Here is an 18240-nt window from a genome sequence, read left to right on the forward strand (position 1 = left end):
GCTCCATCATGCCGCTTCGGCCGGAGTCCTCCGCCGCCGGGAGCCGCCACCGTCGGTGTTGCGGCGCGCATCGATACGCGAGCGTGACGGCCAGCGCACGTCATAGGCCCAGCCGAGCTGCTCGAACCAGCGGATGATCCGCGCCGAGGAGTCCAGCTGCCAGCGCTCCACTCCGTGCCGGGCGGAGGTCGGGTCGGCGTGGTGCAGGTTGTGCCAGGACTCGCCGCAGGACAGGATCGCCAGCCACCACACGTTGCCCGAGCGGTCCCGCGACTTGAACGGCTGCTTGCCCACCGCATGGCAGATCGAGTTGATCGACCACGTCACGTGGTGCAGCAACGCCACCCGGACGAGCGACCCCCAGAAGAACGCGGTGAACGCACCCCACCACGACCAGGTGACCAGTCCGCCGATCAGCGGAGGCGTCAGCAGCGACACCGTCGTCCACAGCACGAACTGCCGGGAGATCCGCCGCATCGTCGGATCCTTCAGCAGATCGGGCGCGTACTTGTCCTGCGGGGTCTGCTCCTCGTCGAACATCCAGCCCACATGCGCCCAGAACAGGCCCTTCAGCAGCGCCGGGATCGTCTCCCCGTACCGCCACGGCGAGTGCGGGTCCCCCTCGTGGTCGGAGAACTTGTGGTGCCGGCGGTGGTCCGCCACCCAGCGCACCAGCGGCCCCTCCACCGCCATCGACCCCGCGATCGCCAGCGCGATCCTCAGCGGCCGCCGGGCCTTGAAGGACCCGTGCGTGAAGTGCCGGTGGAAGCCGATCGTGATGCCGTGACAGCCCAGGAAGTAGAAGAAGACGAGCAGGCCCAGATCCAGCCAGCTCACCCCCCAGCCCCAGGCCAGCGGCACCGCCGCCAGCAGGGCCAGGAACGGCACGACGATGAACAGCAACAGCGTGATCTGCTCGATCGACCGCTTCTGCTCACCGCCCAGCGTCCCGGAGGGCAGCGGCTCGGCCGCCGCTCCTGCTTGGTCGATCACGTCGGAGGAGCTTGTGGTCATGGGCGTCCCCTGGGGAGTCGAGGGTCGAGACAGGTGCCGGAGGATCGCAACCCACCAGCTCCCTACGGTTCCGTAACCTACGGCATCGTAAGTATGGCAGTGCGTCGCCTCCCGGCAAGAGCCCCTGGCCTGCGCGTCCCACCCGACACCTAGACTTGGGGTCGGTCGGACAGCGCGGTCCGCTCTGAAGATTTGTTCCCGGATGCCCGGCCCGTATGCGGTTGCCGCTTTGCGGCACCCGTCCGGGTCCCCCCTCCCAGACGACCCCGCCCGTCGCCCCTCACCGCCTCCTCACCGAGGAGCCGCCGGTGCGACGGACCTTCTGAGACTGCAAGGAGCCGCACCTGTGAGCAGTGCCGACGACCGGACCACCGCCAGTAGCGAGCTGCGCGCCGACATCCGCCGACTGGGGGACCTCCTCGGGGAGACCCTGGTCCGGCAGGAAGGTCCCGAACTCCTCGACCTGGTGGAGAAGGTCCGCCGACTCACCCGGGAGGACGGCGAAGCCGCCGCCGAACTGCTGCGCGGCACCGAACTGGAGACCGCGGCCAAGCTGGTGCGCGCCTTCTCCACCTACTTCCACCTGGCCAACGTCACCGAACAGGTCCACCGCGGCCGCGAGCTGCGCGCCCGCCGCGCCGCCGAGGGCGGCCAGCTCGCCCGCACCGTGGACCGGCTGAAGGACGCCGACCCCGAGCACCTCCGCCAGACCGTGCGGAACCTGAACGTCCGCCCGGTGTTCACCGCCCACCCCACCGAGGCCGCCCGCCGCTCGGTGCTGAACAAGCTGCGCCGGATCGCGGCGCTGCTGGAGACCCCGGTCGTCGCCTCCGACCGGCGTCGCCTGGACCGTCGCCTGGCGGAGAACATCGACCTGGTCTGGCAGACCGACGAGCTGCGCGTGGTCCGTCCCGAACCCACCGACGAGGCCCGCAACGCCGTCTACTACCTGGACGAACTCCACGCCGAGGCGGTCGGCGACGTCCTGGAGGACCTCACCGCCGAACTCGAACGCATCGGCATCACCCTCCCGGACGACACCCGCCCGCTCACCTTCGGCACCTGGATCGGCGGCGACCGCGACGGCAACCCCAACGTGACCCCCGAGGTCACCTGGGACGTGCTGATCCTCCAGCACGAACACGGCATCAACGACGCGCTCGACATGATCGACGAGCTGCGCGGATTCCTGTCCAACTCCATCCGCTACACCGGCGCCACCGAGGAACTCCTAGCCTCCCTCCAGGCCGACCTGGACAACCTCCCCGAGATCAGCCCCCGCTACAAGCGGCTCAACGCCGAGGAGCCCTACCGGCTCAAGGTCACCTGCGTCCGCCAGAAGCTCGTCAACACCAAGCAGCGCCTGGCCAAGGGCACCCCGCACGAAGCAGGCCGCGACTACCTCGGCACCGCGGAACTCCTCGCCGACCTGCGCCTGATCCAGGAGTCGCTGCGCGTCCACCGCGGTGGCCTGTTCGCCGACGGCCGGCTGGCCCGCACCATCCGCACCCTGGCCGCCTTCGGCCTGCAGCTGGCCACCATGGACGTCCGCGAACACGCCGACGCCCACCACCACGCCCTCGGCCAGCTCTTCGACCGGCTCGGCGAGGAATCCTGGCGCTACGCCGACATGCCCCGCGAGTACCGCACCAAGCTGCTCGCCAAGGAACTCCGCTCCCGCCGCCCCCTCGCCCCCACCCCCGCACCCGTCGACGCCGCCGGGCAGAAGACCCTCGGCGTGTTCCGGACGATCAAGCGGGCGCTGGAGGTGTTCGGGCCCGAGGTCGTCGAGTCCTACGTCATCTCGATGTGCCAGGGCGCCGACGACGTGTTCGCGGCCGCGGTCCTCGCCCGCGAGGCCGGACTGATCGACCTGCACGCCGGCTGGGCGAAGATCGGGATCGTGCCGCTGCTGGAGACCACCGAGGAACTCCGCGCCGCCGACACCATCCTCGAGGACATGCTCTCCGACCCCTCCTACCGGCGCCTGGTCGCCCTCCGGGGGGATGTGCAGGAGGTCATGCTCGGCTACTCGGACTCCTCGAAGTTCGGCGGCATCACCACCTCCCAGTGGGAGATCCACCGCGCCCAGCGCCGCCTGCGCGACGTCGCCCACCGCTACGGGGTGCGCCTGCGCCTCTTCCACGGCCGGGGCGGCACCGTCGGCCGGGGCGGCGGCCCCACCCACGACGCGATCCTCGCCCAGCCCTGGGGCACCCTGGAGGGCGAGATCAAGGTCACCGAGCAGGGCGAGGTCATCTCCGACAAGTACCTCATCCCGTCCCTGGCCCGGGAGAACCTGGAACTGACCGTGGCGGCCACCTTGCAGGCCTCCGCCCTGCACACCGCGCCCCGCCAGTCCACCGAGGCCCTGGCCCGCTGGGACGCCGCGATGGACGTCGTCTCCGACGCCGCCCACGCCGCCTACCGGCGCCTGGTGGAGGACCCGGACCTGCCGGCCTACTTCTTCGCCTCCACCCCCGTCGACCAGCTCGCCGACCTGCACCTGGGTTCCCGGCCCTCGCGCCGGCCCGACTCCGGGGCCGGGCTGGACGGGCTGCGGGCCATCCCGTGGGTGTTCGGCTGGACCCAGTCGAGGCAGATCGTCCCCGGCTGGTACGGCGTCGGCTCCGGGCTGAAGGCACTGCGCGAGGCCGGCCTGGACACCGTGCTGGAGGAGATGCACCGCGAGTGGCACTTCTTCCGCAACTTCATCTCCAACGTCGAGATGACCCTCGCCAAGACCGACCTGCGCATCGCCCGGCACTACGTCGACACCCTCGTGCCCGACGAACTCAAGCACATCTTCGACACCATCCAGGCCGAGCACGAGCTGACCGTCGCCGAGGTGCTCAAGGTCACCGGCGAACGCGAACTCCTCGACCACCAGCCGGTGCTGAAGCAGACCTTCGCCATCCGCGACGCCTACCTGGACCCGATCTCCTACCTCCAGGTCGCCCTGCTCAAGCGACAGCGCGACGCCGCAGCCGCCGGCCAGGACCCCGACCCGCTGCTCTCCCGCGCCCTGCTGCTCACCGTCAACGGCGTCGCCGCCGGCCTCCGCAACACCGGCTGACCACCACCCCCCTGCACACCCGCGCCCCCGGGGCCACCCGCCCCGGGGGCGCCTGTCCATGCCGTGAGGGCTGCGCGCCGTACGGGCTGCGTGTCGTACGTGGTCGTGCCGTACGGGCTACGGGGCGTAGGCGGTTGTGCCGTACGGGCTACGGGGCGTAGGCGGTTGTGCCGTACGGCTACGGGCCGTAGGCGTTCGTGCCGTACGGGCTCGGTGCCCCGCCGCTCACAGCGCGGCGAACGCCGCCGTCAGCAGGGCCACCCCCGCCCCGGCGAGCACCCACGCCGTGCGGATCAGCCGCAGCCCGCCCGCGACCACCACCGAGGCCAGCAGCAGCGCACCGCCCAGCGGAGCCCACGCGTACAGGATCCCCGCCGGACCCGATCGCAGCACCCGGTCGGTGCCCGGCTTCACCACCACGCTGTACGTCTCGCCCTTGCGCACCGCCACCGCGGAGACCTGCACCCGGTCACGTGCCTGGGACCCGGGCGAGACGGGGGTGTACGGGCCGGTGCACGTGTCGCCCGCGCAGTGCGTCACCTCCACCGAGCCCTGCTCGCGGCCCTTGGGCAGCATCACGTACGGCACACTGCTCCACGACGCCCACACCCCGGCGATCAGCAGCAGCACCGCCACCGTGCCCATGGCCGTCACCCGGCCGATGCGCAGCGCGGCGAACGACGCCCGGCGGGCGCCCGAACGCCTCTGCCGCGCGGACCGCGACGACCGGGACGACCGCGACGGCCGGGCAGGACGCGAGGACCGGACAGGGCGCGAGGACCCGGCGGACCGCGACGACCGGGCGGCACGCGCGGACCGGGCGGAACGACGGGCGGCTGCGGGGGCGGCGGACATGGCCGGGATCATTGGCCAAACCCCGTCGCGCGGTCAACACCCCGGGCGGTCCGCCGCCCGCAACGTCACGAGTTGTACGTGCTCTGCGCCCGCTCCAGACCCTCCGTCAGCAGACACTCCACCGCGTCCGCCGCCCGGTCCACGAAGTAGTCCAGCTCCTTGCGTTCCGCCGCGGAGAAATCCTTCAGCACGAAGTCCGCCACCGGCATCCGCCCCGGCGGTCGCCCGATCCCGAACCGCACCCGGTGATAGTCCCGGCCCACCGCCTTCGTCAGCGACTTCAGCCCGTTGTGCCCGTTGTCCCCGCCGCCCAGCTTCAGCCGCAGCGTGCCGTAGTCGATGTCCAGCTCGTCGTGCACCGCCACGATGTTCACCGGCGGCACCTTGTAGAAGTCCCGCAGCGCGCCCACCGGCCCGCCCGACAGATTCATGTACGACATCGGCTTGGCCAGCACCACCCGGCGGCTGCCCGGACCCGGCGGACCGATCCGCCCCTCCACCACCTGGGCCTGCGCCTTCGCCGCCCGCTTGAACCGGCCCCCCATGCGCTCGGCCAGCAGATCCACCACCATGAACCCCACGTTGTGCCGGTTCCTGGCGTACTCCGGACCCGGATTGCCCAGGCCGACGATCAGCCACGGCGCCTGCGCGGAACTCGCCGGAGTGCTCACGTGCATCTCTCCTTGATACGCGCCGGCCGCCACCCCCGCACACATGTACGGGAGCGGCGGCCGGCGGAACGACGGCGAAAGAGAGGATCAGGCCTCGGTCGCCTCGGCCTCACCCTCGCCCTCGGCGGGCGCGGCCTCCGCCTGCAGCACCTGCAGCACGACCGCGTCCTCCTCGATGGCCAGCGACACACCCTGCGGCAGCGGGATGTCCTTGGCCAGAACCGAGGCACCGGCGTCCAGGCCCTCGATCGACACGGTCACGTGCTCCGGGATGTGCGTGGCCTCGGCCTCGACCGGCAGACCGTCCAGGACGTGCTCCAGCAGGTTGCCACCCGGGGCCAGGTCGCCCTCGGTGTGCACCGGAACCTCGACGGTGACCTTCTCGCCCCGCTTGACCAGCAGCAGGTCCACGTGCTCCAGGAAACCCTTGATCGGGTCACGCTGCACGGACTTCGGGATCGCCAGCTCGTTGGTCTTGCCGTCGATGTCCAGGGAGATCAGAACGTTCGGCGTACGCAGCGCCAGCAGCAGGTCGTGACCCGGGAACGTCAGGTGCACCGGCTCCGAGCCGTGCCCGTACAGCACACCCGGAACCTTGTCGGCGCGACGGATACGGCGAGCAGCACCCTTGCCGAACTCCGTACGGGTCTCGGCGGACAGCTTCACCTCAGACATGTTTCCCACTCCTCGTAGAAGGAAGTACGTGGACAAAAGGTCGGGGTCACCCGGCCAACGAACGGCCTGCTACGAAGAGCGCGTCGATAACGGACCGCCGCACCCGTCCAGCCTGAACGGCCACGGCCTCCCTCGCCGAGCAACTGCAGCAGTTTACCCAGCAAGGGAGACCGGACCCAAAAACGGTCGTCGGGAGACCCCAAAGACCAGAAGAGTGATCGTTACTGCGCGGCGATCACTGCTCGTCGAACAGGCTCGTCACCGAACCGTCCTCGAACACCTCACGCACCGCACTCGCGATCGTCGGCGCGATCGACAGCACCGTGATCTTGTCCAGCTGCAGCTCGCTCGGCGTCGGCAGCGTGTTCGTGAACACGAACTCGCTCACCTTCGAATTCTTCAGCCGGTCCGCTGCCGGACCCGACAGCACACCGTGCGTCGCCGTCACGATGACGTCCTCCGCACCGTGCGCGAACAGCGCGTCCGCCGCCGCACAGATCGTCCCGCCGGTGTCCACCATGTCGTCCACCAGCACACAGATCCGGCCCTTCACATCACCGACGACCTCGTGCACCGTGACCTGGTTCGCCACATCCTTGTCCCGGCGCTTGTGCACGATCGCCAGCGGCGCGCCCAGCCGGTCGCACCAGCGGTCCGCCACCCGCACCCGGCCGGCGTCCGGAGACACCACCGTCAGCTTCGAGCGGTCCACCTTGCTGCCCACATAGTCCGCCAGCAGCGGCAGCGCGAACAGGTGATCGACCGGGCCGTCGAAGAAGCCCTGGATCTGGTCCGTGTGCAGATCCACCGCCAGAATGCGGTCCGCACCGGCCGTCTTCATCAGATCCGCCACCAGACGCGCCGAGATCGGCTCACGCCCACGGTGCTTCTTGTCCTGCCGCGCGTACCCGTAGAACGGCACGATCACGGTGATCGACCGCGCCGACGCACGCTTCAGCGCGTCGATCATGATCAGCTGCTCCATGATCCATTTGTTGATCGGAGCAGTGTGGCTCTGGATCAGAAAGCAGTCCGCGCCACGGGCCGACTCCTGGTAGCGCACATAGATCTCGCCGTTGGCGAAGTCGAACGCCTTCGTCGGGACGACCCCGACACCCAGCTCGTGGGCGATTTCCTCGGCAAGCTCGGGGTGGGCGCGGCCGGAGAAGAACATCATCTTCTTCACGCCGGTCGTCTTGATCCCGGTCACAGCAGTGTCTCCTCGAAGGGGGTGTTCGCAGCTGGATGTCGAGATGACCTCGTCAACCGTGTCAAACCGTGCGCCAGAGGTCGTCTCAGCTGGTAGGGGTGCGGGTGTGCACTTATCACCGTACGCCGAGTTCGGCGCACCTGTGTCCGATCACTCCTCCGCCGACACCTGCCCGGACGCCGCCTCGGCCGCCTTCGCCGCCGCGCTCCCCGGACGCTTCCGCGCCACCCAACCCTCGATATTCCGCTGCTGACCACGGGCCACGGCCAGCGAACCGGGCGGCACGTCCCGCGTGATCACCGACCCCGCCGCCGTGTACGCGCCGTCCCCGATCGTGACAGGTGCCACAAACATGTTGTCCGAACCGGTACGGCAATGAGAGCCGACCGTGGTGTGGTGCTTCTCCTGCCCGTCGTAGTTCACGAACACGGTCGCCGCACCGATGTTCGTGTACTCGCCGATCGTCGCGTCCCCGACGTACGACAGGTGCGGAACCTTCGTCCCCTCCCCGATCCGGGCGTTCTTCGTCTCGACGTACGTGCCCACCTTGGACTTCAGCCCCAGCCGCGTCCCCGGCCGCAGATACGCGTACGGCCCCACCGACGCCTGCGGACCCACCACGGCCTCGACACAGACCGCGTTGTCCACCCGCGCACCCGCACCGACCTTCGTATCGGTCAGCCGGCTGTTCGGGCCGACCACACAGCCCTCCGCCAGATGCGTCGACCCGTGCAGCTGGGTCCCCGGCAGCACGGTCACGTCCTGCTCGAACGTCACCGTCACATCCACCCAGGTGGTCGCCGGATCCACGACCGTCACCCCGGACAGCATCGCCGCCGTCAGCAGCCGGTCGTTCAGGATCCGCCGGGCCTCCGCCAGCTGCACCCGGTTGTTGATGCCCGCGATCTCCCGGTGATCGTCGGCCACACAGGCCCCCACCCGGTGACCGGCCTCACGCAGGATCCCCAGCACATCGGTGAGGTATTCCTCACCCTGACTGTTGTCCGTCCGCACCTGACCCAGCGCGTCGGCCAGCAGCCGCCCGTCGAACGCGAACACACCGGAGTTGATCTCCCGGACGGCGCGCTGCTCCTCGGTGGCGTCCTTGTGCTCCACGATCGCGGTGACCGCGCCGCTGTCCGGGTCGCGCACGATCCGGCCGTACCCGGTCGCGTCCGGTACCTCGGCGGTCAGCACGGTCACGGCGTTGCCGTCCTCGGCGTGCGTGGCGGCGAGCCGGCGCAGGGTCTCGCCGGTGAGCAGCGGGGTGTCGCCGCAGACGACGACCACGGTGCCGTCGACGGCGCCGCCCAGCTCCTCCAGGCCCATCCGGACGGCGTGTCCGGTGCCCTTCTGCTTCTCCTGGACGGCGGTGCGGACCTGCGGGTCTATGCCGTTCAGATGCGCGGTCACCTGTTCGCGTGCGTGTCCGACGACGACGACCAGGTTCTCCGGCTCCAGTTCACGCGCAGCGGCGAGCACATGCCCGACCAGGGATCGGCCGCAGATCTCGTGCAGGACCTTGGGTGTGGCCGACTTCATACGGGTGCCCTCACCCGCTGCGAGAACGACGACGGCTGCCGGGCGGATGACGCTCACGGGATGCCCTTCGGCTGTGGGGTGGGGTGGACATCCGCAGGATAGCGGGGCGTGCGACGGGTGATACGAGACCGGGTCCCGGCCGTGCGGCCAGGACCCGGGAAAGGCCGTGCGGACCTGGGCTCCCCCGCAAGGATTCGAACCTTGACCTGCCAAAACCAAAATTTGGTGTGCTGCCGGATTACACCACGGGGGACAGTGCCTCAGACCTTACCGGAGTCGGCCGTCGGCGCCACCAACCATCCCGCGCCACCAGCACTCGATACGACGGTGCAGTTCGGCGCTCCGCAGCACGGCGACGCGCAGACAGCCGTGGTAGCCCGCGCCGGTGTTGGTCCTCCTGGTCCTGGGGTTGTGTCTCTTGAGGCTCGTCTTCAGCAGGTCGCCGACGCCGATCCCCACCTGGGCCGCCCAGAACGCCTCGGCCGCGGGGACGTCCGCCGACTCGTGGATGTTCACCGAGAAACGGCGGCGGTGCGGTTCCACACCGAGCAGGTCGAGCCACCGCAGGAAGAGTCTGATCATGTCCGGATCGCTGTTGACGAAGATGACACGCCGGTGCGAGCCGGGCTTGGCCTTCGCCCCCTCCGACCAGTAGAGCCCGACGCCCACGAGGAACAGCTCCCGCGGGCTGAGCGTGCCGATGCCGGTGCACGCGACGTCCGGCACGTCCTGCACGGCCGGGGTGCGCGGCTGCGGAACGGTGCGGGAGCAAATGGGAAACGGGTCGCCGGACCCCATGGCGCACGGAATGCGGGACGGACCCTCGGGCGGAAGGGCGGATGGAACGCCGGCCGGACCATCGGGCGGAATACCGGGTGAATATGCCATGACCGTACCGTCCGTCAGGAATAAGGGATTCCGGCATCGAACGGTGCATGTTCACCAGTTCGAGGGAAAGGGGGTGCTTTCGGCCGTGCCGCTCACCGGCTGTGTTCGCGGTGAGTGATCGCGGCCGGTGCGGAAACGTGCCGGATGAGGCCGCTCGGCCGCCCGTACGCTGGAGGGCATGACCAGGACGGGGGATGACCGCCAGGCGGCCGGGACCGGGCCGTGGTGGTGGGCGCGGTGGCGCAGTGCGGTGCTCGACGTGGGCCTGGCGCTGGTCTCCGCGGCGGAGTGCGCTGCCGAGGGGGTGCCGTTCGCCCGGGAGGCCGGGGTGCCGGTGGCCGTCGGTGTGGTGCTCGGGCTGCTGGCCGGTTCCGTGCTGCTGGTGCGGCGGCGGTGGCCGATCGCCGTGGTGCTGGTGGCCATCGCGGTCACGCCGGCCCGGATGGGGTTCCTGCTGGGCGTGGTCGGGCTGTACACGCTCGCCGCGTGCGAGCTGCCGCGGCGGGTGATCGGCGCGCTGGCCGGAATGTCGTTCCTGGGCACCATGATCGTGACCTTTGTCCGGGTCGGACAGGACATGGCCCGGGGGGACTTCACCATCGGCAACTGGTTCGTGCCGTTCGCCGCGGTGACGACCTCGATCGGGCTGACCGCTCCTCCGCTGCTGCTGGGGCTGTACGTCGGTGCGCGGCGGCGGCTGATGGAGTCGTTGCGGGAGCGGGCGGACAGCCTGGAGCGGGAGTTGCAGCTGCTCGCCGAGCGGGCGGAGGAGCGGGCCGAGTGGGCGCGCAGCGAGGAGCGGACCCGGATCGCGCGGGAGATGCACGATGTCGTGGCGCACCGGGTGAGTCTGATGGTGGTGCACGCGGCGGCGTTGCAGGCGGTGGCCCGGAAGGATCCCGAGAAGGCGGCGCGCAATGCCGCGCTGGTGGCGGACATGGGTCGGCAGGCGCTGACGGAGCTGCGGGAGATGCTGGGGGTGTTGCGCAGCTCGGACGGCGGGCGGTCGGTGCGCCGGGAGCGGGCTGTGGTGCCGGCCCCGGCTCCCGCTCCGGCGCGGGAGTCGGTGGGGCCGGCGGCGGTGGGGGAGGCCGTGGCGGCGGGTGTGTCGTCCGGGTCCGTCGGGTCCGGTGAGGCGAGTGCCGGTGTTGTGCGGTCCGGTGAGGGGCCGTCGCTGGCGGAGCTGGAGGAGCTGGTCGGGCAGTCGGCGGCGGCGGGGATGGCCGTGGATCTGTCGGTGGAGGGGGAGGTGCGTTCCTACGGCCGGGAGATCGAGCAGACCGCCTACCGGGTCGTGCAGGAGGCGCTGACCAATGTGCACAAGCACGCGGCGGGGGCGAAGACCCATGTGCGGTTGGCGCACCGGGGGTCGGAGATCGCGATGCAGGTGGAGAACGAGCCGCCGCCGGAGCCGGCGTCGGCGGAGTCGGCGGGGCTGCCGTCGGGCGGCAACGGCCTGGTGGGGATGCGGGAGCGGGTCGTGGCGCTGGGCGGGGTGTTCGTGTCGGGGCCGACGGAGGCGGGGGGTTTCAAGGTGTCGGCGGTGATTCCGGCGTCGTCGTGATGCCGCCTGCTTACGGCGACGGTGATGCCGTCTGCTTACGGCGACGGTGATGCCGTCTGCTCACGGCGACGGTGATGCCGTCTGCTCACGGCGACGTCGGGAGTGGGACGCCCCGGGGCGCCGGGCGCCGGTGCGGGGCTTGGCGGTGGGGGGCGGGCGGGCTGCTGTGGCGGTGTGGTCGTGCCGGCCGGGTGTGCCGGTGGGGTCGGCCCGGGTGGGGGTCAGGACGCGGTGAGGCGTACGGGGGTGATGCCGCAGACGAGGTCGGTCAGGGCGTGGTCGATGTCGGGGCCGAGGTACCAGTCGCCGGTGTGGTCGAGGGCGTAGACGCGGCCTTCGGCGTCGATGGCGAGGAGGGACTGGTTGTCGGTCTCCAGTCCGAGGGGGGCGACCTCGGTGTCCAGGGCGCGGCCGAGGTCGCCGAGGGTGCGGGCCATGTGGAGTCCGTGCAGCGGGTCGAGGTCGACGGTGGCGGGGGCGATCTGGCGGCCGGGGCCGGTGGGGGTGACGGTGAGGCCGCCGAATTCCGCCCAGGCTTCGACGGCGGCGGGGAAGACGGCGTGGCGGTGGCCGCCCGGTGAGGTGTGGGCGCGCAGGGTGTCGGCCCAGATCTCGGCCTGTTCGATGTTGCGGCGTCCGGGTTCCCAGCCGGCGGCGCGCAGTGCGGTGTCGACGGGTTCGGTGAAGCGTGGGGTGGGTCCGCCGGGCACGCGGGGGTCCGGGTGCCGGGGGGTGGTGCGGTCGGCGTGCATCGGGCCCTTCGTTCTGTCCGGGGTGTCCGGGGTGTCCGGGGTGTCGGTGAGGGTCGGGTGGTGGTGAGGGCCGGGGTGTCAGCGGCTGTCGTCGGTGGTGTCGACGATGCGGATGCCGAAGTGGGCGCTGAGCGCGGTGCAGGCGCGGCAGGGGTTGGCGAAGGTGCCGTGCAGGGGGTCGCCGTCCTCGCGGATGCGGCGTGCGGTGAGTTTGGCGTGTTTGAGTGCTTTGCGTGCTTCGCCGTTGGTCATGGGGCGGCGGGAGGCGCGTTTGCTGCGGCCGGCGTCGGCTGCGGTGATGTGCCGGGAGATGAGGAGGGTCTCGGCGCAGCGGCCGGTGAAGCGGTCGCGTTCGGCGCTGGTGAGGGTGTCGAGGAAGTCCTGGACGAGGGGGTGCAGGGTGGGGGGTTTCTCGCCGCGGGCGGCGGTGCCGGTGAGGGTGTGGCCGCGTACGGACAGGGCGGCGGCGATGGTGGGGAGGATGCCGTCGCGCCGGTGGCGGAGGGTGGGGGGTGGTGGGGTGTCGGTGCCGCTCCAGCCGATCCGCGGGTCGCCGAGGGGGCCGGCCTGCGGTTCCGTCCGTGTCGCTTCCATGATCATCATTCCCCTCCCGAGCATCCCCCCGAAGCACTCAGAGTGCCAAATCGTCGGGTGGCAGTGGTAGCTGGGGCGGTGTGGAACGCCCGTGCGGGGCACAGCGTCCCTAAGGGGGTGACGGCTGGTCATGGTGGTGTGGTCGGTCGGCGGCCGTGGGCGGGGCCGAGGCCCGGTGACCGGTGTGGGCGTACCGCATAGGCTGTCGGGCATGCCGCGATGTGCGGCCGACGCGTGAGAGAAGTAGTCGATACGGGTCTGGGTGGGGTGGCGCGGGATGCCGTCCTGCCGTGGGGCCCATGGAGCGCCGCAGGGGGCAACCGCCATGACATCAGGTCGGCTCGGGCAGCAAGCCGCGCCGCCGAACGCTGCCTATGCCGGGCAGGTCGTGCACTTCCCCGACCCGGTCCGGGCCGCCCGTCATCCCGGAGGGGTACGGGTGGACGAGCGCGGTTATCCCGACTTCTCGCCCTATGCGCGGGCGGCGGCCCAGATCGCGGAGCCTCCGGCGGGTTTCGGGGTGGACGAGCTGCGGCTGACGGACTATGTGTCGGCGAATGCGGCGTTGGCGGCGTCCGGGCACGAGCTGTGGGACACGGTGCCCGCGGTGGCGACGCCGCACGGCTGGACGTGGCATCACGTGGCCGGGACGCGGCGTCTTGAGCTGATCCCGGTCGAGGTGAAGGCGCTGCTGCGCCATCACGGCGGGATCGCGACGGCCGACGTCGACCACGCCAAGCGCGGGACGCGTCCGCTGCAACAGCCTCGTCCGGCGCACTTCCAGCTGCCGAAGTCGGGTCCTGCGGTGACGGAGCTGCAGGTGCAGGGCGTGGAGGAGGATCTGGGCTTCCGTCTGCCGGGTGCGTACCGCTCGTTCCTCAAGGCGGCGGGTGGCTGTGCTCCGGTGGGCACGGCGATGGACGCGCAGTTGGGCCTGCTGATCGACCAGCCGTTCTTCACGGTGCGTGAGGAGGCGGCGGTCAACGATCTTGTGTACATCAACAAGTGTCTGCGCGATCACCTGACCAAGGACTATCTGGGGGTCGCGTTCGTGCAGGGTGGTCTGCTCGCGGTGAAGGTGAAGGGCGAGCGGACCGGTTCGGTGTGGTTCTGCCCCTACGACGACGTGCGGGACGTGGATCCGTCGTGGTCGCAGGCCGAGCGGGTGGAGCGGCTGCTGCTGCCGTGCGGGGACGACTTCGACGCGTTCCTGTCCCGGCTGGCGGGGTCCGCGCCGGAGCTGGAGACGGTGGCGAATCTGATGGTGGACGGCGGTTTCGCGCGGGCCGTCCCGGTGTCTTCCGGGCCGTCGTCGTCCGGGTCGTCGGTGGGGGAGTGAGCGTGCCATGGTGACGTTCGCACAGGCGCAGGAGCGCGCGGAAGAGTGGATCAACGGGGACGTCCCGGCCTACCAGCACCGTGAGGTGCGGGTGCGGGAGTTCGACCTGGGGTTCGTGGTGTGGGCGGAGGACCGCGCCGACGGCCCGCGGGTGGACGGGGGCGCGCAGCGACTGGTGATCGCCCGGGACAGCGGGGAGGCCACGCTGTGGCCGGCGCTGCCGGTGGGTGAGGTGATCCGCCGGTACGAGGAGGAGTACGGCCGTGCGGAGGCGTCCGCCGTGGCCGCGCCGGCGCCGCCGCCGGCCCGGGTGGACCTGAACCAGACGTCGTTCCTGCTGACGCCGCCCGAGTGGCTGCAGGAGGCGGCGGACAAGCAGGGTGTGCCGGACCGCCGGGAGGGTGCGCGGCCCCCAGCCGCTGCCCCGTTCGGCGGGACGGGGGCCGGGGCTGCTGCGTCCGCTCCCGGTGACGGTGCGGGCGCGGCGGCTGCCGCCGTCGGCCCGGGCGGTGCGGCTGCGGGCGCGGACGCCGGTGGTGTGCCGGGCCGGCGGGCCGGGGCGCCCTCGGGTACGTCCGCGGCGACGGACGGGAGTGCCGCTGCTGCGCCGAGTGCTCCTGCCGGGCCGGGTGCTCCTGCTGCGCCGGGTGCTCCTGCCGGGCCGGGGGCGCCGTCTGCGGACCGGACGCCGCCTGCGGGAACAGCCGCCGCGCCCGGTTCTCCGGCCACTCCTGCCGCCGGTGCGCCCGCGGTGCCTGGTTCCTCGTCCACTCCTGCTTCCGGTGTGCCTGCCGCGCCCGGTTCTCCGGCCACTCCTGCTTCCGGTGTGCCCGCCGCGCCCGTGGGGGCGACGCCGTGGGCCGGGACGGACACGACCGACGCCGGGGACGAGGACGACCGTTCGGTGCCGCTGCCCAAGACGGTGTTCGCGCCGCCGCTGAGCGGTGTCGACGAGGGCGACACTCCGCCGCCCGCCGCCCCGGACGCCAAGACGACGCTGATGGGGACCGGCAGCCGGCCGGCCCTGGAGCCGCAGGACGCCGGCGCGTCCGCGGCGCGGGGCACGTCGTCCGGGCGGGGTGACGCGCCGGGTGGATCCGGCGCGCCCGCGGGGGAGCAGGGAAGCACCCCGCCCCCGGCTCCGTCGGACGGCTCCGGGCAGCCGCTGCCGCCGCCCGCCGGTGACGGCACCGGTGCCGCGCCGCAGAAGGCCGCGGGCACGGACACGCCCGGGCCGGACCGGGGGCAGGGCGGTGCCGCCGCGTCTGCGCCGACCCCGCCGGCTGCCGCCGCGTCCGCGCCGACCCCGCCGGCTGCCGCCGCGGGCGGATATGTGCCGACGCAGCTGGTGCCGTCCGCGGGGCCGGACGCCCCCGGCGCGCCGCGGGACACCGCGGGCGGGGCCGCGCCGCGGCCCCCGGCCGCTCCGGGCGCTCCGAAGCCGCCGGGCACTTCGGGCTCCACGCCTCCGGGCGGGGTTCATCACGCGGCCACGATGGTGGCCGGTGCCGCGCCGGGCGGCCCCGGTGTCCCGCCTCCGCCCGCCCCTCCGGGCGCCCCGGGGGCGCCCAAGCCGCCAGGCGCTCCGGGCGTTCCGGGTGCCACGCCTCCGGGCGGCGTCCACCAGGCGGCGACGGTGCTGGCCGCGCCGCCGCCCGGTGGTCCGGCCACCCCGCCTGCGGGCGTGCCCGGCCCGCCTCCGCCGCCTCCGGGGGCTGTGCCGCCTCCGCCGCCTGGTGCGGTGCCCCCTCCGGGTGCCGTGCCTCCGCCGGGGGCTGAGCCGCCGCCCGGTGCGGTGCACACGCCTCCGGGGCCGATGCCCGCCGTCGGCCGGCCGGCCTACGGCTACCCCCAGCAGGGCCTGCCGACCGTGGGCCCCGGCTATCAGGCCGTGCTGCGCTACCGCGCCCAGGACGGTTCCGAGCAGCAGCTGATCCGGCGTTCCGCGCCGGGCCTGCCGCACCCGGAGTGGCAGATCTTCCACGAGCTGCGCGCCCTGAACGTGCCGCCGGACCAGGTGCTGGAGCTGCACACGGAGCTGGAGTCGTGCATGCTGCCGGGCGCCTACTGCGCGCGGATGATCCGTGAGCAGTGGCCGCAGGCGCGGATCACGTCGATCGCGCCCTACGGCACGGATCACGCCGGCCGTCGGCAGGGCATGCAGCAGCTCCTGGCGCACCAGGGCGAGCTGCACCAGGTCGCGGACGGTCCCGCGCGTCCGGCTCCGGTGCGGGCGCCGCTGCCGCCGGTGCAGGCCGCGCCGCCCGTCCCGCCGGAGGGGATCGCGCAGGAGCTGAACGCGGCGTTCGGTCCGGGGGTGTTCCGGTTCGAGCAGGCGGCCGTCCAGCGGCAGGGTGTGCCGCCGGTGGTGGCGCAGACGCTGGTCGTGGCGGGTCTGCCGGTGGACATGGGGCCGTTCTTCTGGGCGCAGGCCCAGCCGGGGCGCCCGGTGCCGACGCTGGCGGAGCTGGCGGCCGAGCGCGGGGTGCAGCCGGCGTCGGACGCGGGCTCGTACCTGGTCGTGGGCAGCGACTTCGGCAAGGCGATCTGCGTGCAGTACGGCACCGCGAACATCGTGGCCGTGCCGGTGGAGGCGGGTCCGGGCGGGGCGCCGGTGCCGCCGCAGTTCGTGAACACCGGGCTGCCGGAGTTCGCGCGCTGCCTGGCGCTGCTGGGCCGGATGTGGCGGCTGCGGTACGGGCTGAACCAGGAGCAGGCGGGTCGCTGGACCGTCGACTTCCAGGCCCAGCTGGCCAGTCTGGATCCGGCGGCGCTGAACTCGCCGGAGAGCTGGTGGTCGGTGCTGCTGGAGCAGATGTGGGACGGGCTGTTGTGAGCCGCGGGGCGGCGGGCCCCGCTCGGATCCGGGGATCCGGGCGTCCGAGCGCCTGAGCGGCCGACGCGTCGGACAGGGCCGGGCCCCGGTCGGAGTACCGGGGCCCGGCCCTGTCGCGTCCGTGCCGTCCCTGTGCCGCACTCCCCTCCGCATACGCCCGGAGTGTCGCGTTATGAGCATTTAGGAGCAATAGCTCAAGATATGCGCGATGTCTTGGTATCGCTCCGTTCCGCTGCTGCGGGCGGCCATCGGCGGTGTTCGACGGAGAGGGGCTCGGATGGGCAGCGCCTCCAGATTCCTGGTGCCCGTAAGAATCTCGGCCGCTCGGGCCGCGCGTTCGGCGTCGGCCGCACGGCACGGCTTCGTGGTCGTCCGTGGCCGCGGCTACCGGCCCGACCAGGTGAACGCCTGCGCCGACGCCCTGTTCGAGGAACGGGACGCCGCCTGGGAGCGCGCCGCCCGGCTGACCGTCCTCGCCAAGAACATGGAGAAGGAACTCGCCTCCCTGCGCGAGACCGTCGCCCGCCTGGGCGAGCAGACCTACGAGTCGCTGGGCGACGGCGCGCGGCGGCTGTACGAGCTGGGGCGGCGCGAGGCGCACGGCATCCTGGAGCGGGCGCGCAAGGAGGCGCAGGAGGTGACGGAGTCGGCGCGGGCGTACGCCGACGAGGTGTACCGGGCCGCGCAGGCGCAGGCCGAAGCCGTCCGTGCCGAGGCCGACGAACGCGCCCGGTGCCGGCTGCTGGCCGCCCGGGCGGAGGCCGAGGAGATCCGGGTCTCGGTCCGCCGGGAGGTCAAGGCCGGCCGTGCCGAGGCGATGGCCGCGCTGCGGGAGATGCGGCAGCGCACCGCCGGGATGCTCGCCGACCAGTCGCGGGAGCACGCCGCCCGGCTGGCCGAGGCGGAGCGGGAGGAGACCCGGCGCCGGGCCCGGTTGCAGGCGCAGTACGTGCGGCGCAAGGCCCTGGCCGAGGCGTCGCTGGCCGAGGCGGAACGGTCCCTCGCCGACGCCCGGGAGACGGCGCGGCGCGCACCGGAGGCGGCCCGCGCGCAGGCCGCCGAGATCCTGGCCGAGGCCCGGCTGCGGGCCGACCGGATCGCCCGGGAGACCGAGCGGGTGCTGCGCGAGCACGGTGAACTGTGGGACGACATGAGGGCGCAGATGGACTCGGTGCAGAGCCGTATCACCGCCCTGAGGAGCAGCGCCCGCGGCCGGGTGTGACG

General features: G+C 72.3%; 14 protein-coding genes and 1 tRNA gene. 5 read left to right on the forward strand and 10 right to left on the reverse strand.

Translation table 11 applies throughout. From position 1 onward, the window contains the following. Window positions 1–6: 6 nt before the first annotated feature. Window positions 7–1014, reverse strand: coding sequence for an acyl-CoA desaturase (locus tag OG899_RS15935; RefSeq protein ID WP_125500520.1), 1008 nt, complete (start codon window positions 1012–1014; stop codon window positions 7–9). Window positions 1015–1360: 346 nt separating this feature from the next. Here OG899_RS15935 and ppc point away from each other — a divergent pair, with 346 nt between their 5' ends. Then, window positions 1361–4090, forward strand: coding sequence for a phosphoenolpyruvate carboxylase (gene ppc / locus OG899_RS15940; protein WP_406311066.1), 2730 nt, complete (start codon window positions 1361–1363; stop codon window positions 4088–4090). Window positions 4091–4315: 225 nt separating this feature from the next. On the opposite strand, the gene OG899_RS15945 is transcribed toward ppc, so the two are convergent. From OG899_RS15945 to OG899_RS15975, 7 genes are all read right to left on the reverse strand, one after another. After that, the gene (locus OG899_RS15945; protein WP_125500689.1) at window positions 4316–4759 is read right to left on the reverse strand and encodes a hypothetical protein; all 444 of its coding nucleotides are present in this window, start codon (window positions 4757–4759) and stop codon (window positions 4316–4318) included. 251 nt (window positions 4760–5010) lie between these two features. Next, entirely contained in the window at window positions 5011–5622 is a 612-nt protein-coding gene (pth, locus tag OG899_RS15950; RefSeq protein ID WP_125500685.1) for an aminoacyl-tRNA hydrolase, read from the reverse strand. A gap of 81 nt (window positions 5623–5703) precedes the next feature. Beyond that, window positions 5704–6291 (reverse strand): 50S ribosomal protein L25/general stress protein Ctc, encoded by a 588-nt coding sequence (locus OG899_RS15955; RefSeq protein WP_125500686.1) that lies wholly within the window; start codon window positions 6289–6291, stop codon window positions 5704–5706. Between the two features lie 235 nt (window positions 6292–6526). Then, window positions 6527–7501, reverse strand: a complete 975-nt coding sequence (locus OG899_RS15960) for a ribose-phosphate diphosphokinase (RefSeq protein WP_125500687.1) — start codon at window positions 7499–7501, stop codon at window positions 6527–6529. Window positions 7502–7651: 150 nt separating this feature from the next. Further along, window positions 7652–9100: a bifunctional UDP-N-acetylglucosamine diphosphorylase/glucosamine-1-phosphate N-acetyltransferase GlmU gene (gene glmU / locus OG899_RS15965; RefSeq protein WP_125500688.1), complete on the reverse strand. Its 1449-nt coding sequence runs from the start codon at window positions 9098–9100 to the stop codon at window positions 7652–7654. A gap of 122 nt (window positions 9101–9222) precedes the next feature. After that, window positions 9223–9296 (reverse strand) — tRNA-Gln (locus OG899_RS15970). 14 nt (window positions 9297–9310) lie between these two features. Continuing rightward, on the reverse strand, window positions 9311–9769 hold the full coding sequence (locus tag OG899_RS15975) for a hypothetical protein (RefSeq protein WP_185868003.1): 459 nt from the start codon (window positions 9767–9769) through the stop codon (window positions 9311–9313). A gap of 340 nt (window positions 9770–10109) precedes the next feature. Here OG899_RS15975 and OG899_RS15980 point away from each other — a divergent pair, with 340 nt between their 5' ends. Then, a complete protein-coding gene (locus tag OG899_RS15980) occupies window positions 10110–11495 on the forward strand; it encodes a sensor histidine kinase (protein WP_189428357.1) in 1386 nt (461 codons plus the stop codon). 221 nt (window positions 11496–11716) lie between these two features. Here the strand turns inward: OG899_RS15980 and OG899_RS15985 are convergent, their stop codons facing one another. Continuing rightward, window positions 11717–12247: an SUKH-3 domain-containing protein gene (locus OG899_RS15985; protein ID WP_168132053.1), complete on the reverse strand. Its 531-nt coding sequence runs from the start codon at window positions 12245–12247 to the stop codon at window positions 11717–11719. Window positions 12248–12325: 78 nt separating this feature from the next. After that, window positions 12326–12850: a YwqJ-related putative deaminase gene (locus OG899_RS15990; protein ID WP_189428359.1), complete on the reverse strand. Its 525-nt coding sequence runs from the start codon at window positions 12848–12850 to the stop codon at window positions 12326–12328. Window positions 12851–13166: 316 nt separating this feature from the next. Between OG899_RS15990 and OG899_RS15995 the strand changes: the two genes are divergently transcribed. The 3 genes from OG899_RS15995 to OG899_RS16005 all read left to right on the forward strand — a co-directional run bounded on the left by OG899_RS15995 (window position 13167) and on the right by OG899_RS16005 (window position 18238). Next, complete coding sequence (locus OG899_RS15995) at window positions 13167–14180, forward strand: SMI1/KNR4 family protein (RefSeq protein ID WP_125496853.1); 1014 nt, start codon at window positions 13167–13169, stop codon at window positions 14178–14180. Window positions 14181–14187: 7 nt separating this feature from the next. Continuing rightward, on the forward strand, window positions 14188–17016 hold the full coding sequence (locus tag OG899_RS16000; RefSeq protein WP_189428361.1) for an SUKH-4 family immunity protein: 2829 nt from the start codon (window positions 14188–14190) through the stop codon (window positions 17014–17016). 277 nt (window positions 17017–17293) lie between these two features. Next, complete coding sequence (locus tag OG899_RS16005; RefSeq protein ID WP_229814336.1) at window positions 17294–18238, forward strand: cellulose-binding protein; 945 nt, start codon at window positions 17294–17296, stop codon at window positions 18236–18238. Window positions 18239–18240: the final 2 nt, after the last annotated feature.

The sequence above is a fragment of the Streptomyces thermoviolaceus genome (genome assembly GCF_045209695.1).
GTDB classification, from domain to species: domain Bacteria; phylum Actinomycetota; class Actinomycetes; order Streptomycetales; family Streptomycetaceae; genus Streptomyces; species Streptomyces thermoviolaceus.

Coding starts and splice junctions, on each gene's coding strand:
- OG899_RS15935 (WP_125500520.1), bottom strand. CDS start 1,014: ATGACCACAAGCTCCTCCGACGTGATCGACCAAGCAGGAGCGGCGGCC.
- pth (WP_125500685.1), bottom strand. CDS start 5,622: ATGCACGTGAGCACTCCGGCGAGTTCCGCGCAGGCGCCGTGGCTGATC.
- OG899_RS15955 (WP_125500686.1), bottom strand. CDS start 6,291: ATGTCTGAGGTGAAGCTGTCCGCCGAGACCCGTACGGAGTTCGGCAAG.
- OG899_RS15980 (WP_189428357.1), top strand. CDS start 10,110: ATGACCAGGACGGGGGATGACCGCCAGGCGGCCGGGACCGGGCCGTGG.
- OG899_RS15985 (WP_168132053.1), bottom strand. CDS start 12,247: ATGCACGCCGACCGCACCACCCCCCGGCACCCGGACCCCCGCGTGCCC.
- OG899_RS15990 (WP_189428359.1), bottom strand. CDS start 12,850: ATGATGATCATGGAAGCGACACGGACGGAACCGCAGGCCGGCCCCCTC.
- OG899_RS15995 (WP_125496853.1), top strand. CDS start 13,167: ATGACATCAGGTCGGCTCGGGCAGCAAGCCGCGCCGCCGAACGCTGCC.
- OG899_RS16000 (WP_189428361.1), top strand. CDS start 14,188: ATGGTGACGTTCGCACAGGCGCAGGAGCGCGCGGAAGAGTGGATCAAC.
- OG899_RS16005 (WP_229814336.1), top strand. CDS start 17,294: ATGGGCAGCGCCTCCAGATTCCTGGTGCCCGTAAGAATCTCGGCCGCT.